This is a genomic window from Luteibacter aegosomatis (assembly GCF_023078455.1).
In the GTDB taxonomy this organism is placed as follows: Bacteria; Pseudomonadota; Gammaproteobacteria; order Xanthomonadales; family Rhodanobacteraceae; genus Luteibacter; species Luteibacter aegosomatis.
In genome coordinates, this window is the sequence record NZ_CP095740.1 from 3,440,551 (window position 1) to 3,455,895 (window position 15,345).

The 15,345-nt window shown below is 65.9% G+C and carries 14 protein-coding genes and 1 tRNA gene; 2 read left to right on the forward strand and 13 right to left on the reverse strand.

Features of this window, described 5'->3' with window-relative positions; all coding sequences use genetic code 11:
• Positions 1 to 56 precede the first annotated feature (56 nt).
• Both pip and L2Y94_RS15510 read right to left on the reverse strand, forming a co-directional pair.
• A complete protein-coding gene (gene pip / locus L2Y94_RS15505; RefSeq protein WP_247368415.1) occupies positions 57 to 1,013 on the reverse strand; it encodes a prolyl aminopeptidase in 957 nt (318 codons plus the stop codon).
• Between the two features lie 78 nt (positions 1,014 to 1,091).
• The gene (locus L2Y94_RS15510) at positions 1,092 to 2,474 is read right to left on the reverse strand and encodes an FAD-binding oxidoreductase (protein ID WP_247368418.1); all 1,383 of its coding nucleotides are present in this window, start codon (positions 2,472 to 2,474) and stop codon (positions 1,092 to 1,094) included.
• 120 nt (positions 2,475 to 2,594) lie between these two features.
• On the opposite strand from L2Y94_RS15510, the gene serA reads away from it, so the two are divergent.
• Positions 2,595 to 3,830, forward strand: coding sequence for a phosphoglycerate dehydrogenase (serA, locus tag L2Y94_RS15515; protein WP_247368421.1), 1,236 nt, complete (start codon positions 2,595 to 2,597; stop codon positions 3,828 to 3,830).
• On the opposite strand, the gene L2Y94_RS15520 is transcribed toward serA, so the two are convergent.
• The 11 genes from L2Y94_RS15520 to thrS form a co-directional block, all read right to left on the reverse strand.
• Positions 3,808 to 4,773 (reverse strand): GGDEF domain-containing protein, encoded by a 966-nt coding sequence (locus L2Y94_RS15520; RefSeq protein ID WP_247368424.1) that lies wholly within the window; start codon positions 4,771 to 4,773, stop codon positions 3,808 to 3,810. The two genes, serA and L2Y94_RS15520, sit on opposite strands and share 23 nt — an antisense overlap.
• Positions 4,763 to 6,091, reverse strand: a complete 1,329-nt coding sequence (locus L2Y94_RS15525) for a beta/alpha barrel domain-containing protein (RefSeq protein ID WP_247368427.1) — start codon at positions 6,089 to 6,091, stop codon at positions 4,763 to 4,765. The genes L2Y94_RS15520 and L2Y94_RS15525 overlap by 11 nt, the downstream gene beginning before the upstream one ends.
• 257 nt (positions 6,092 to 6,348) lie before the next feature.
• A tRNA-Pro gene (locus L2Y94_RS15530) sits at positions 6,349 to 6,425 on the reverse strand.
• A 48-nt stretch (positions 6,426 to 6,473) separates the two neighbouring features.
• Positions 6,474 to 6,830, reverse strand: a complete 357-nt coding sequence (locus L2Y94_RS15535; RefSeq protein ID WP_036114913.1) for a MerR family transcriptional regulator — start codon at positions 6,828 to 6,830, stop codon at positions 6,474 to 6,476.
• Entirely contained in the window at positions 6,811 to 7,110 is a 300-nt protein-coding gene (gene ihfA, locus L2Y94_RS15540; protein WP_144909793.1) for an integration host factor subunit alpha, read from the reverse strand. The genes L2Y94_RS15535 and ihfA overlap by 20 nt, the downstream gene beginning before the upstream one ends.
• A gap of 1 nt (position 7,111) precedes the next feature.
• Positions 7,112 to 9,493, reverse strand: coding sequence for a phenylalanine--tRNA ligase subunit beta (gene pheT, locus L2Y94_RS15545; protein ID WP_247368430.1), 2,382 nt, complete (start codon positions 9,491 to 9,493; stop codon positions 7,112 to 7,114).
• 30 nt (positions 9,494 to 9,523) lie between these two features.
• Positions 9,524 to 10,516, reverse strand: coding sequence for a phenylalanine--tRNA ligase subunit alpha (gene pheS, locus L2Y94_RS15550; protein ID WP_247368433.1), 993 nt, complete (start codon positions 10,514 to 10,516; stop codon positions 9,524 to 9,526).
• 112 nt (positions 10,517 to 10,628) lie between these two features.
• Positions 10,629 to 10,988, reverse strand: coding sequence for a 50S ribosomal protein L20 (rplT, locus tag L2Y94_RS15555; protein ID WP_072322974.1), 360 nt, complete (start codon positions 10,986 to 10,988; stop codon positions 10,629 to 10,631).
• 13 nt (positions 10,989 to 11,001) lie between these two features.
• Complete coding sequence (rpmI, locus tag L2Y94_RS15560) at positions 11,002 to 11,199, reverse strand: 50S ribosomal protein L35 (RefSeq protein ID WP_036114929.1); 198 nt, start codon at positions 11,197 to 11,199, stop codon at positions 11,002 to 11,004.
• Positions 11,200 to 11,550: 351 nt separating this feature from the next.
• Positions 11,551 to 12,078: a translation initiation factor IF-3 gene (infC, locus tag L2Y94_RS15565; protein ID WP_345780027.1), complete on the reverse strand. Its 528-nt coding sequence runs from the start codon at positions 12,076 to 12,078 to the stop codon at positions 11,551 to 11,553.
• 45 nt (positions 12,079 to 12,123) lie between these two features.
• Positions 12,124 to 14,025, reverse strand: a complete 1,902-nt coding sequence (thrS, locus tag L2Y94_RS15570) for a threonine--tRNA ligase (RefSeq protein ID WP_247368436.1) — start codon at positions 14,023 to 14,025, stop codon at positions 12,124 to 12,126.
• A 233-nt stretch (positions 14,026 to 14,258) separates the two neighbouring features.
• Between thrS and L2Y94_RS15575 the strand changes: the two genes are divergently transcribed.
• Positions 14,259 to 15,266: an NAD-dependent epimerase gene (locus L2Y94_RS15575; protein WP_247368439.1), complete on the forward strand. Its 1,008-nt coding sequence runs from the start codon at positions 14,259 to 14,261 to the stop codon at positions 15,264 to 15,266.
• The last annotated feature ends 79 nt before the right edge of the window (positions 15,267 to 15,345 follow it).

The window sequence follows — 15,345 nt, forward strand, 5'->3', positions numbered from 1 at the left end:
TCCGGTAGGAAGCCTGCTATCGAAGGGTGGGAGCGGACCCTGTCCGCGATTTTCTTTCAGCGCGCGAAGCGGTCCGTCGCGCGAACCAGCTCCCGCGCGATCCCCGGCTCGAACGCCGAATGCCCCGCATCCTGCACGATCTTCAGATCGGCCTCCGGGAACGCGCGATGCAAGTCCCACGCGCTGCGCATCGGGCACACCACGTCGTAGCGCCCCTGCACGATCACCGTGGGGATATGGCGAATCTTGCCGACGTCGCGCAGCAACTGCCCGTCGACCTCGAAGAACCCTGCATTGACGAAGTAGTGGCATTCGATGCGTGCGAAGGCCAGCGCGAACTCGTCTTCTCCGCTCGAGGCGATGTGCGATTCGTCCTGGTAGAGGTAGCTCGTGGCTCCCTCCCACACCGACCACGCGCGCGCCGCGGCGACGCGAACGGCGGGATCGGCATGGGTAAGGCGGCGATGGTAGGCACTGATGAGGTCGCCGTGCTCGGCCTGCGGAATCGCCGAGAGGTAGGTTTCCCATGCATCGGGATACAGGTCGCTGCAACCGGACTGGTAGAACCACTCCAGTTCCGTCCGGCGGAGCATGAAGATGCCGCGCAGCACCAGTTCGGTGACCCTGTCCGGATGCGTCTGCGCGTAGGCCAGCGCCAGCGTCGATCCCCACGAACCGCCGAAGACCTGCCAGCGGTCGATGCCCAGGTGCTCGCGCAGCCGCTCGATGTCGGCCACGAGATCCCAGGTGGTGTTGTCGGTGAGTTCCGCGTGCGGCGTGGAACGGCCGCAACCGCGCTGGTCGAACAACACGATGCGGTACTTCGCCGGATCGAAGAAACGGCGGCATCGCGGGTTGGTGCCGCCGCCCGGGCCGCCGTGCAGGAACACCACCGGCTTGCCGTGGGGGTTGCCGCTTTCCTCGAAATAGAGGGTATGCAGCGGCGACACCTTCAGCATGCCGCTGTTGTACGGCTCGAGCGGCGGGTAGAGGTCGGTGGAATCCTGGGTCATGCGCGTGCTCTGGAAAACGGAAGAGAGATTCCAAGGCTAGCGGGGCCAGCCCGGCAACGCCACCGACACGACCGTTCGCTACAGCAACTTGCCCGGATTCATGACGCCGTTGGGGTCCCAAACGGCCTTGATGCCGCGCATGAGGGTGATCTCCTCGGGCGACCTCACGCTCGACAGCCAGGGCTTCTTGACCAGGCCGATGCCGTGCTCGGCCGAGATGCTGCCCCCGTGGCGGCGCAAGGTCTCCACCAGCATCGAGGTGACGTGCTCGCACTGGGCCACGAAGGTGTCGTTATCGAGATCGGCCGGTTTCAGCACGTTGATGTGCAGGTTGCCGTCGCCGATGTGGCCGAACCAGACCACCTCGACATCCGGGTATTCGGCCGCGAGCAGGTGCTGCATGTCGTCCATGAAGGCAGGGACGGCGGCTATCCGCACCGACACGTCGTTCTTGTAGGGGCGATGCCGGGCGAGGCTTTCGGTGATGCCCTCGCGCAGCCGCCACAGCGACGCGGCCTGCGCCTCGCTGGACGCGATCACGCCGTCGACGACCCAGCCCTCCCCTACGCACAGCTCGAAGAAAGCCATCGCCGCGTCCTTCGCCGCCTCGTCGTCCGCGTCGAACTCGGTCACCACGTAGAACGGATGCACGGTGTCGAAGGGATCCTGGCCGCCGTGCGCCTTGACGTGCGCGAGCGCGCGATCGGTGAAGAACTCGAAGGCTTCCAGGCGAAGGCGGTGGCGTGCTTCCGCGAACACCTTCATCAGGGCATCCATGGCCGGCACGGCCAGCAGCATGACCTGCGTCTCCGGCGGCGGCGAGGTGAGCCACAGCGTGGCCTCCACGACGATGCCCAGGGTGCCTTCCGAGCCGATCACCAGATGCCGAAGATCGTACCCGGAGGCGTTCTTGACCAGACCCCGGTTGAGGTCGAGCAGTTCGCCGTGCCCCGTCACCACCTTGAGCCCCGCCACCCACTGGCGGGTGTTGCCGTAGCGGATCACGCGGATGCCGCCGGCATTGGTCGCGATATTGCCGCCGATCTGGCAGGAACCGCGCGCCGCGAAGTCCACCGGATACATGAGACGGTGCTCGCGCGCGGCGTTCTGCACCGCTTCGAGCGCGATGCCCGGCTGCACGGTGAGCGTGCGGTCGATGGGATCGAATCCGAGTACCTTGTTCATCCGGTCGAGGCTGACGACCAGCTCACCCCGGGCGGCCACGGCACCGCCGGAAAGGCCCGTGCGCCCGCCGGAAGGCACGATCGCCACGCCCGCACCGTTCGCCCAGCGGACGATGGACTGCACCTCGGCGATGTCGGCCGGGAACGCCACGGCCATCGGCGCGGGCGTCCATCGCCGCGTCCAGTCGCGGCCGTGGTGTTCGAGATCGCCGGCGTCGATCGACAGCTTGAGTCCCGGCAGGAGGCCGGCGAGCTCGGTCAGACGAGGGTCGGTCATAGGGACGTCCAGACATCGGGTGCCCCAGCGTGCCAGCGTCGGGCGGTGCGCGTCCATCGTCCCTTTTCGTAGGAGGCATCTGGCATAGTGGGTTTCCCCCTCCAGGACCGGTCACGCCCCATGAAGCGCACGTCGTACCCGAAAGAAGACATCAAGGTGCTGCTGCTCGAGGGGGTCAGCCGGAGCGCGCTGGAGACGTTCAGACAGGCCGGATACTCGCAGATCGAGTTCCACGAGAAGTCGCTGCCGGACGACGAGCTGCGCGAGCGCATCGCCGACGCGCACATCGTGGGCATCCGCTCGCGCACCCACCTCACCGCCGAGGTGCTGGCCGAGGCCCGCCGCCTGATCGCGGTGGGCTGTTTCTGCATCGGCACCAACCAGGTCGATGCCGCCGCGGCCGAGCGGCTGGGCGTGCCGGTGTTCAACGCGCCCTACTCCAATACGCGAAGCGTGGCCGAGCTGGTCATCGCCGAAACGATCATGCTGGTGCGCCGCATCCCCGAGAAGAACGCCGAATGCCATCGCGGCGGCTGGTCGAAGTCGGCCGCCGGCAGCTTCGAGGTGCGCGACAAGGTGCTGGGCATCGTCGGCTACGGCCACATCGGCACCCAGGTGGGCGTACTCGCCGAGTCCCTGGGCATGCGGGTGATCTTCCACGATGTCGAGCCCAAGCTCTCCCTCGGCAACGCACGCCCGGCGGCCAGCCTCGACGACCTGCTCGAGCGGGCCGACGTGGTCACCCTGCACGTGCCGGAAACGGCGCAGACGAAGAACATGATCGGCGCCGCCGAGCTGGCCCGCATGCGCCCCGGCGCCATGCTGGTGAACGCCTCCCGCGGCACCGTGGTCGACATCGACGCCCTGGCGGCCGCCCTCCAGTCGAAGCACCTGGCGGGTGCCGCCGTCGACGTCTTTCCGGTGGAACCCAAGGGCAACGGCGATCCGTTCGTCTCACCCCTGGTGGGCATGGACAACGTGATCCTCACCCCCCACGTGGGCGGCAGCACGGCCGAGGCGCAGGAAAACATCGGCATCGAGGTGGCGTCCAAGCTGGTGCGCTACAGCGACAACGGCAGCACGCTCTCGGCGGTGAACTTCCCCGAGGTGTCCCTGCCCGGCCATCCCACCAGCCGCCGTCTCCTGCACATCCACCGCAACATCCCCGGCGTGCTTTCCCAGGTGAACGACGTGTTCTCCCGGGCGGCGGTGAACATCGACGGACAGTACCTGCAGACCTCTCCGCAGGTCGGCTACGTGGTGATCGACGTGACCACCACCGAGGAGCGCGCCGCCGCCCTGCGCAACGAGCTGGCGGCCATCGAAGGCACGCTCAAGGCACGGGTTCTCTACTGACCGCGTCGTCGGACACCACGCGCGCACGACCCCGTTCCTTCGCCAGGTAGAGGCGGCGGTCGGCGACGTCGATGAACGGATTCACCTCGTCGTGCTCCTTCGGCACGATGGTGTTCACGCCCGCGCTCAGGGTGAGTCGGCGGCCGGGGCCGATGCCCGCGTGCGGGACCAGTGCCTTGTCGACGAGGTCGAGGCAACGCCAGGCCTGCGCCATGGCCGTGCCCTCGTCGGTGTCCGGCAGCAGCAGCACGAACTCCTCGCCGCCGAAGCGGCACAGCAGGTCGCGCGGTCCGCGCAGGATGCCGGTGAGCGCCTTCGCGACGCGCTTGAGGCACTCGTCGCCCTCGAGATGGCCGTAGTGGTCGTTGTATTGCTTGAAGTAGTCGATATCCAGCACCACCACCGACAACGGCTGGCGCAGGCGACGCGCCTCGCGCCACTCCACGTCCATCACCTTGTCGAAACGTCGGCGATTGGCCACGCCGGTCAGACCGTCCTTGTAGGACAGCTCTTCCAGTTCGCGCTGCATGTCGAGCAGCTTTTCCTCGGTGCGCTTGCGCTCGCTGATGTCGAACATGAACCCGATCAGCGCATTGGGCGTGCCGTCGGGATTGCGCACCACGTGCACCACGTCGCGGATCCAGACGAACTGGCCGTCCTTGCGCAGTGCGCGATAGTCGGCCTCGTGATCGATGCCGGCCTGCGACTGCGACACGCAGAAGTTGAACACCCACTCGCGGTCTTCCGGATGGATACGGTCGGACCAGTCCTGCACGGTGGCCCAGGATTGCGGCGACCAGCCGAGCAGTTCCTCGATCTGCGGCCCGATGTAGGCGAAGCGCAGCGTCGCCCAGTCGATCTTCCACGGAATGGCCCGCGTGGATTCGAGCAGGGTCTTGTAGACCCCCGGCTCTTCGTTGAGGATCTCGTCTTCAATGCTCATGGATGGCTTGCATGGCGGTCGAAAGGGGAGCGTCCGTGGCGCGGGCATGGAGCTGGAGCAGGTTTGCCGGCTCGTCGTAGTCGATGCGAACGCCCGCACGCAGGTCACGGCGCATCAGGCGGATCATGGTGTCCACGACGGCGTCGTCGTACGTCGCCGGCGCCTCGCCCGTGACTTCCGCCAGGCGGCCGCGCACCGGTTCGGCGTCGCTCACCACCGGACAGATACGATAGCGATAACGGCCACCGATGCGCTCCGGAGGGAGGTCCATGAAGCGTTCGTCGATCTGGCGGAACGAACTCAGCGATAACCGGTAGGCGTTGTTGCCCAGGACCGGCAGGTCGTCCGGTACCGGTCCGTCCTCGTCGAGCACCTGGAGGCTCGTCGCCAGGGGCAATAGTTCCTTCATGCGGAACATGCCGTCGATTTCGCGGTTCTTCACGCGGGCAAGGTTGGCCAGCAGCTCGCCCAGGGAGGCGTGTCCGATCACGGCCGCCTGCTTGGGCAGGCCACCCCAGGCGCCGTCGGCGCCGTTGAGCAGGGCTTCGATCATGGAGGCGTTTTCGAAGCCGCCGCCTGCGTGCAGGTGCACGAGGATCTTCATCCCCTCGGGCAGGATCGCGCGTGCGGCGGCAACGTAGGCGCCCACCTGGAACGGCATGTAGGTGCCGCGATCGTCCTCCATGGTGATGCCTTCGATCGGGAGGCTACCGATCAGTTCGAGCACGTCGAAGGTGTCGTCGGGCGTTTCGGCAAACGCATCGCAACCGTCCACGATATTGATGAAGATGCGCGGCGGACCGCCGTTCTCGCCTCTCACGTTGTCGATCAGCCACTGCACGCTCGCTGGGATGCTGCGCTTGAGCGTGTCCAGGTCGTACATCTTGGCCATGCCGAACGGGCTCAGGTAGATCTCGTGGACCGTGTTCGGCACGCCGTAGTCGCGGAGTTTCACCTGCGAGGGATCCGGCGTGAAGCGGCCGTCGGCACCGACCAGGCCGATGGCGGTGAAGGCGAAGCATCCGCGCAGATCGGCGCCGGTGTCGCGCAGCTTGCGCATGAAATCGTCGTCGACCTCGGGTTCGTCGGGTATCGCGTAGTCGAGCGTGCCCAGCGAGATGTTCTCGAAACCGAACTCGCGCAGGCGCGGCAGGATAGCCATCTTTTCGTCGAGGGTCTGGCCGACGCGCGAGCCTACCGGGTTCTCGCGCAAGGAAAGATCGATCAGGAAAGGCTTGATTCCGGCGAGCAGGTCGATCTTGTCCTGCGCCGCTTTCAGGGCCGCATGGGCGCGGCCGCGGGCATCGGTTGAAGACATCGTTTTTTCCCCCGGAAGCGGCATCCGCAACGAAAACCGTCTGCCGGTCTATCGGCCGGCAGACTTCATACTTGAGAACGGAGGCCCAGGGGAAATGTGAAGACGTTGCCGGAACTTTCCTCGCGGACTGAACAACTTGGGCTCGCCTGGCCGAATCGGCTCAGTCATGGGCGCCAAGGCCCGCCCGAGGGATCGATCCATGGACCGCGGAGCGGCCAAAGAAAAAGGCGTCCCCGACGGGACGCCTTTTTGAATAATGGTCGGGGTGGCGAGATTCGAACTCGCGACCACTACACCCCCAGCGTAGTGCGCTACCAGGCTGCGCTACACCCCGACGAGCTGACGATTGTAACAGCTTCGATGCCGCCAGCGGAAGCGCCGGTCAGCGACGAAGCAGGGTAAGTACCTCTTCGAGTTCGAGTCGAACCTGGCGCACGATCTGGTGCGACATGCTCGCCTCCATACGGGCCTGGGGGCCTTCGAGGCGGGCACGGGCGCCCGTGATGGTGAACCCCTCGTCGTAAAGCAACGAACGGATCTGCCGGATCATGAGCACGTCATGGCGCTGGTAATAACGACGGTTGCCGCGACGCTTGACCGGCTTGAGGGCGGGAAACTCCTGCTCCCAGTAGCGAAGCACGTGCGGCTTGACGCCGCAAAGCTCGCTGACCTCACCGATGGTGAAGTAGCGCTTTGCCGGGATCGCCGGAAGTTCGGTGTTATTCCCTGGATCCAGCATAGCCCTCGACTCTTACCTTGAGTTTCTGGCCGGGGCGGAAGGTGACTACCCGCCGGGCCGAGATGGGGATTTCTTCGCCGGTCTTCGGATTGCGACCGGGCCGCTGATTCTTCTGGCGCAGGTCGAAGTTGCCGAAGCCCGACAGCTTGACCTGCTCGCCCTTCTCGAGCGCCTCGCGCACGACCTCGAAGTACGCGTCCACGAATTCCTTGGCCTCGCGCTTGTTGAGGCCTACGTCGAGGAAAAGCCGCTCGGCCATTTCCGCCTTGGTCAGCGCCATCTCATCCTCGCATTCTTGCCTTGCATGTTTTCTCCAATGCCCCCACCGCTTCTGCCACGCGAGCGTCGGCATCTTCGTCGGTAAGGGTGCGTGAAGCGTCCTGTAAAATCAAGCCCATAGCGAGACTCTTTCGCCCTTCCTCGATTCCCTTGCCCGCATAGCGGTCGAACAGGCGGATCTCCCTCAGCGTCTCGCCCAGGGCCTCGCGCACGGCGGCCTCGACGCTGGCCCAGGTCACCTCCTCGGGCAACTCCACGGCGACGTCCCGGCGCACGGCGGGGAAACGGGCCACGCGCGTCGCACTGGGCAAACGGCGCGCCAGCAACGGCTCGAGCGCCACCTCCATCACGTGCACGTCGGTGCCGAGGTCGAGCGCCTTGGCCAGCGCCGGATGCAATGCGCCGATGAAACCGGCCGGGCGGCCGTCACGCAGCACGCGGGCGCCCCGGCCGGGGTGCAGCCACGACGGCAGGCCGGCGGTATCCACCGACCAGCGGGCCGGTTCGCCGGTACGGGCGATCAGCGCATCGAGATCGCCCTTGAGGTCGAAGAAATCGACCGGACGCGAGGACTCGCCCCACTGCTCGGCACGAGCGCTCCCGGAAGCGACCACGGCGACGCGATCGATCTCGTCGGGGGCGCCTCCCGTGGCGTGGAAGCTCCGGGCCACCTCGAACAGGCGCACGCGCTCCTGCTGACGGGCGCTGTTGTAGCGCAGCGCCTCGACCAGGCCGGGCAGCAGCGAGGTGCGCATCACGGCCAGGTCGGCCGATAGCGGGTTGGCCAACGGCACCCACGCGGCGTCGACGCCCCAGGTCCTGAGCAGGTCGGCGTTGACGAACGACAGCGTCACCGCCTCGAAATAGCCGCGCGCCACGAGCTGGTCGCGCAGTTGCATCGCGGACAGTCGCGCTTCCGGCTCGGGCTCGAGGGCGATCTTGCCCGCGGGCGTGGTGGTGGGAATGCGCTCGTAACCATGGATGCGGGCGACCTCCTCGATGAGGTCTTCCTCGCGCTCGATGTCGAAACGGCTGCTGGGCGGGGTGATCCGCCAGCCGTCGGCGACTTCTTCCACCGTCATGCCCAACGCGGTAAAGATGCGCGAGACCTCGCTCGCGGCCACCTCGATACCGAGCACGCGGCGCAGGCGCGCATGGCGCAGCAGCACGGGCGCGTGCTCGCGGAGGTCTTCGCTCCGCTCGGCGACGACGATCGGCCCCGCCTTGCCACCGGCGATGCCCAGCAACAGCTCCGTGGCACGCTCCAGGGCGCGACGGGGAAGCGCGGGATCGACGCCTCGCTCGAAACGATGCGATGCGTCGGTATGCAGGCCGAGCTTGCGCGCGCGCCCCATGATCGCCGACGGCGCGAAATGCGCCGCCTCGAGGAACACGTTGCGGGTCGTGTCGGTAAAGCGCGAATCGAAACCGCCCATGACGCCGGCGACGGCGAGCGGACGAGCCTCGTCGGCAATGACCACGAACGAGGGGTCGAGCTTCGCCTCGTTGCCGTCGAGCAGCTTGAGGGTTTCGCCCTGCGCGGCGTGACGGACGACGATCGACCCGGTGAGCTTGTCGTCGTCGAACGCATGCATCGGCTGGCCCAACTCGAGCATCACGTACTGGGTGATGTCGACCACGGCGCCGATCGGACGGATGCCCGCGCGACGCAAACGCTCGGCCAGCCACAGCGGCGAGGGCGCGCTCGCGTCGATGCCTTCGATCACGCGGCCGAGGTAACGCGGCGCATCGGCACCGGCCTCGAGCCTCACCGTCCGCGTGGCGGCCGACGTCACCGCCGCCTCGCCCACGCCGATGGACTTCACCCGGCTGCCGAACAGCGCGGCCACGTCGTGCGCGAGGCCGTTGAGGCCGAGCACGTCGGGACGGTTCGGAGTGACCTTCAGCTCGATGCTGGCATCGGGCAAGCCGAGATACGCGGCCAACGACTGGCCCAGCGGCGCGTCGGACGGCAGTTCGAGCAGACCCGAGGCGTCGGCGTCGATGCCCAGCTCCTTCGCGGAACAGAGCATGCCGAAGGATTCGACGCCGCGCAGCTTGGCCGCCTTGATCTGGATACCGCCCGGCAACGTGGCGCCGACGGTGGCCAGCGGCACGCGGATGCCTACGCGGGCGTTGGGGGCGCCACAGACGATCTGCAGCGGTGCGCCCTGCCCCGTGCTCACGGTGCAGACCTGCAGGCGATCGGCCTCGGGATGCTTCATCGCCGCGACGATCTCGGCGACGACGACGCCGTCGAGGTTCTCGCCCAGCGGCGTGACGTCTTCGACTTCGAGGCCGGCCATGGTGAGGGCATGCACGAGCGCGGCGCGGTCCGCGTCGACGGTCACCAGCTCACGCAACCAGTTTTCGGAGAATTTCATGGGAGCGACTCGTTGAACGGGGTGGGCGGATCAGGCGAACTGGCGAAGGAAGCGCAGGTCGTTGTCGAAGAACGCGCGCAGATCGCTCACGCCGTAGCGCAGCATGGCGAAGCGCTCGACACCCAGGCCGAACGCGAAGCCGGTGTAACGCTCCGGATCGATGCCGCAGTTCTTCAGCACGGAGGGATGCACCATGCCGCAGCCCAGCACCTCGAGCCAGCGCGTGGAGCCGTCTTCGGCATCCCAGCGGATATCCACCTCGGCCGACGGCTCGGTGAACGGGAAGTAGCTCGGACGAAAGCGCATCTCGAAATCGCGCTCGAAGAAGGCGCGAACGAACTCCGCCAGCGTGCCCTTCAGATCGGCGAAGCTGGAGGTTTCGTCGACCAGCAGGCCCTCGATCTGGTGGAACATCGGAGAGTGGGTCTGGTCGGAATCGCTGCGGTAGACCTTGCCCGGCGCGATGATGCGGATGGGCGGCTGGCGCCCACGCATCGAGCGGATCTGCACCGGCGAGGTGTGCGTGCGCAGCAGGCGCCCGTCGCCGAAATAGAAGGTGTCGTGCATCGCGCGCGCCGGATGGTGCGGCGGGAAATTCAGCGCTTCGAAATTGTGCCAGTCGTCTTCGATCTCGGGGCCATCGGCACGCTGGTAGCCGAGCCGGCCGAAGATATCGGCGATGCGCTCCAGGGCGCGGGTGATCGGATGGATACCGCCGAAGTCGCCGTCGCGGCCCGGCAGGGTGACGTCGATGCGCTCGGAAGCGAGGCGACGGTCGAGTTCGGCCTGTTCCAGCATCCGCTTGCGGGCGGCGATCGCGTCGGTCAGGCGCTCCTTGACGCGATTGACCTCGGCGCCTCGCGCCTTGCGCTCTTCGGCGGAGAGCTGGCCCAGCGCCTTGAGGGCGGCGGTGATCGCACCGTTCTTGCCCAGCAGGGCGACGCGGACGGCATCCAGGGCCTCGAGCGAGACGGCGGACTCGATGTCGCTCAGGGAGGCGTCGATTTGCTCGATCGATTCCATCGGTTTTCCTGATGTTTTTCAGGCATACAAAAAAAGATGGGGAGAAGGCAAGGCCTTCTCCCCACGTTATCCATCATCGCGCGGCAGGTGTTACCGCGCGTGGTAAAGCGGATTACGCAGCCAGACTGGCCTTGGCCTTCTCTGCGATCGCGCCAAACGCCTTGATGTCGTGCACGGCGAGGTCGGCGAGGACCTTGCGGTCGACCGAGATGTTGGCCTTGGCCAGACCGTTGATCAGACGGCTGTACGACAGACCGAACTGACGGGCGGCGGCGTTGATACGGACGATCCACAACGCGCGGAACTGGCGCTTGCGCTGCTTGCGGCCGATGTACGCGTACTGACCGGCCTTGATGACGGCCTGGTTGGCTACGCGGAAGACCTTGCGGCGGGCGTTGTAGTAACCCTTGGCACGGCCGATGATTTTCTTGTGACGACGACGGGCGGTAACACCGCGCTTAACACGAGCCATTTCTTAGTCTCCCTTAGAGATACGGCAACATGCGAGCCACACCCTTGGTGTCGCACGCCTTGACGTGGTTGGGAGCGCGCAGGCCGCGCTTACGCTTGGTCGACTTCTTCGTCAGGATGTGCGACTTGAAGGCGTGACCGGCCTTGAACTTGCCCGAAGCGGTCTTGCGAAAACGCTTCGCGGCCGCCCGGTTGGTCTTGATCTTGGGCATCGGAATGCTCCGTATCTACGGTTGCTGACTGATCCGGCGGCGGGGCCTCGCGGCGCCTGCGCTTTCCTTCCTGCCGGGGACGGTGATCGGCCCATCCTTGCGGGCCGAGCCGGCGATTATACACAAATCGTGAAATTTCAACACTCGGCCATGGCGAGGCATCCCCTACCCGTCATTCCCGCGAACGCAGGAATCCGGAGCCCCCGTGTCGAGACTGGCGGAGGAGCCGGAGCGAAAAAACCGTAGGAGGCTCGTCGCGACAACCTGCTGTCATGCGCCGGGCCCCGCGTACGCAGGAGCGGCGTCTCAGCCAGATATGAGAACGGCGCCCTGGGGCGCCGTTCGGGACGATCAGATCTTCTTCTTCGGGCCGATCATCATGACCATCTGCCGGCCTTCGAGGCGGGGGAAGGATTCCACCACGCCGTCTTCGCCGATGTCGGCCTGGATCTTCCTGGCAAGGTTCTGGCCGAGGTCCTGGTGGGACATCTCACGGCCGCGGAAGCGGATCGTGACCTTCACCTTGTCGCCTTCCTCGAGGAACTCGCGCATCTTGCGCAGCTTGATGTCGTAGTCGCCCACGTCGGTCACGGGACGGAACTTCACTTCCTTGATTTCGACCTGCTTCTGTTTCTTCTTGGCGGCCTGGGCCTTCTTCTGGGCTTCGAACTTGAACTTGCCGAAATCCATGATCTTGCAGACCGGCGGATCGCCGTTCGGCTGGATTTCGACGAGGTCGAGACCGTCCTCCTCGGCGCGGCGGATGGCCTCACGGGTATCCATGATGCCCAACTGCTCGCCCTCGGGACCCAGCACGCGCACTTTGGGCACGCGGATCTCGTTGTTCTTGCGATTGCCCTTGTTATCGGTCGTAGCGATAACGCTATCCTCCAGAAGAATGAACCCTATGGCGAGCCCGTGCCTTCAGCGACGGGCCTCTGCCTCCAGTTTCGCGGCGAAGTCGGCCACCGGCATGCTGCCGAGGTCTTCGCCACCGCGAGTACGTACGGAAACGGTACCCTGCTCCTTCTCGCGGTCACCGACCACGATGAGGTAGGGCACTTTCTGCATCGTATGCTGCCGGATTTTATATCCGACCTTTTCGTTGCGCAAATCGGCATCCACCCTGAAGCCTTGTCCAACAAGGGCTTGCGTGACCTCACGCACATAATCGGCCTGAGCGTCGGTAATACCGAACACGACGGCCTGAATGGGGGCGAGCCACGGCGGAAGCAAGCCCGCGTGATGCTCGATGAGAATGCCGATGAAACGCTCCATCGAACCGACGATGGCCCGGTGAAGCATGACGGGGTGCTGACGCTGGCTGTTTTCGTCCACATACTCGGCGCCGAGGCGCTCGGGCATCATGAAATCCACCTGCATCGTGCCGACCTGCCAGGTACGGCCGATCGAATCCTTCATATGGTACTCGATCTTGGGGCCATAGAAGGCGCCCTCGCCCGGGAGTTCTTCCCACGTCACCCCGGCCGCGGACAGCGCCTTGCGCAGGGCGTCCTCCGCCTTGTCCCAGACTTCCTCGGCGCCGATGCGCTTTTCGGGGCGCAGGGCGATCTTCATGGCGATGTCCTCGAACCCGAAGTCCGAGTAGACCTGCATGGCCTGCTGGTGGAAGGCGGCCACTTCCTCCTCGATCTGCGCCGGGGTGCAGAAGATATGGCCGTCGTCCTGGGTAAAGGCGCGCACGCGCATGATGCCGTGCAGCGCGCCCGAGGGTTCGTTACGGTGGCAGCCGCCGAACTCGCCGTAGCGGATCGGCAGGTCGCGATAGCTGTGCAGGTTGGCGTTGAAGATCTGCACGTGGCCTGGGCAGTTCATCGGCTTGAGCGCGTAGGTGCGCTTTTCCGACTCGGTGAAGAACATGTTCTCGTGGTAGTTGTCCCAATGGCCGGACTTCTTCCACAGGCTCACGTCCATGATCTGCGGCCCGCGCACTTCCTGGTAGCCGCTCTTGCGGTACACGCCGCGCACGTACTGCTCCACTACCTGCCAGATGGCCCAACCCTTGGGATGCCAGAAGACCATGCCCGGGGCCTCTTCCTGCTGGTGGAAGAGGTCGAGCTCCTTGGCGATGCGGCGGTGGTCGCGCTTCTCGGCCTCCTCGAGCTGGACGAGGTAGGCTTTCAGGTCCTTGTCGTTGAGCCACGACGTGCCGTAGATGCGGCTGAGCATCTCGTTGTTGGAATCGCCGCGCCAATAGGCGCCCGCCACCTTCATGAGCTTGAACGCGCGCAGCTTGCCGGTGTTGGACACGTGCGGGCCGCGGCACAGGTCGGTGAACTCGCCCTGGGTATAGAGCGACAGCTCTTCGCCGGCCGGGATCGACTCGATGATCTGCGCCTTGTATTCCTCACCCAGGTCACGGAAGAAACGGATCGCCTCGTCGCGGCTCTTCACCGAGCGCGTGACGGGGATCTGCTCCTTGACGATCTTCTCCATCTCGGCCTGGATGGCGTCCAGGTCGTCGGGCGTGAAGGGACGCTCGTAGGCGAAGTCGTAATAGAAGCCGTTGTCGATGACCGGGCCGATGGTGACCTGCGCGCCGGGGAACAGGCGCTGCACGGCCTGGCCGAGAAGGTGCGCCGTGGAATGGCGCAGGATGTCCAGGGCCTCGGGGCTCTTTTCCGTGACGATTTCCAGCGAGGCATCGCGATCGATGGTGAAGCTCGCATCGACCAGTTTGCCGTCCACCTTGCCGGCGAGGGTGGCCTTGGCGAGGCCCGCGCCGATCGAGGCGGCGACGTCCTGCACGGACACGGGGTGGTCGAAGGGGCGCTGGCTGCCGTCGGGGAGCGTGATCTGGATCATGGGAACGGATTTCCGGACAAACAAAAAGGGCGCCAGGCGCCCTTCGGATGGAGACGAAGACGTGGCGGTGGAATCAGGTTGAGCAGGTCGTAGTCCGCATGTCGCACACTCGGCCGGCGTTGCCGCGGGCCACCCTCGTCTCGTGGATGCCGGCAAAAACTAGTTCAGCCCTCGCGCCGTGTCAACGGCACGCTCCATTACAATGGGGTTTTCCCCTCCTCGGGCAAGCCCCCATGCGCATCCTGGTCACCGGCAGTGCCGGCTTCGTCGGCGCGGCCCTCACCGAACGCCTGCTGGCACGCGGCGACACGGTGCTCGGCCTCGACAACCACAACGACTACTACGACCCGGCCCTGAAAGAGGCCCGGCTGGCCCGTTTCGCCAGCCATCCCGCCTACACGCACCTACGGGCCGATCTCGCCGAGCAGGCCGCCGTGGACAGGGCCTTCGCGGACTTCGTGCCCGAGCGCGTGGTCAACCTGGCCGCGCAGGCCGGCGTGCGCTATTCGCTCACCCACCCCCACGCCTATGTGCAGAGCAATCTGGTCGGCTTCGTGAACGTGCTCGAGGCCTGCCGACGCCACGAAGTGGCCCATCTGGTGTATGCGTCGTCCAGCTCGGTCTACGGCGCCAACCGGAAGATGCCCTTCGCCGTGGAAGACGCGGTGGACCATCCCGTGAGCCTCTACGCGGCCACCAAGAAATCCAACGAGCTGATGGCGCACACGTACAGCCACCTGTTCGGCCTGCCGACCACGGGGCTGCGCTTCTTCACGGTGTACGGGCCGTGGGGCCGTCCGGATATGTCGCCGATCCTGTTCGCCAGCCGCATCCTGCGCGGCGAGCCCATCGACGTGTTCAACCACGGACAGCACAGCCGCGACTTCACCTATATCGACGACATCGTCGAGGGCGTGATCCGCACCCTCGACCATCCCGCGCGCCCCGATCCGTCGTACGACCCGACGATGCCGAATCCCGGCACGTCGTCGGCGCCGTATCGCGTCTACAACATCGGTAACGACGAACCGGTGCAGTTGCTCGATTTCATCGGCTTGCTCGAGAAGCACCTCGGACGCAGCGTCGAGAAGAATCTGCTGCCGATGCAGCCGGGCGACGTACCGGACACGTGGGCCGACGTGTCGGCACTGCGGCGCGACGTGGGGTATGCCCCGTCGACGCCGGTGGATGAGGGGGTACGGCGGTTCGCGGAGTGGTACAAGGGTTTCTACAAGCATTGACGCTCCATCGCGGACAGGGTCCGCCCCCAACCTGCGGTAGTCGCCTCTCTACCGAAGGGTGGGAGCGGCCCCTGTCCGC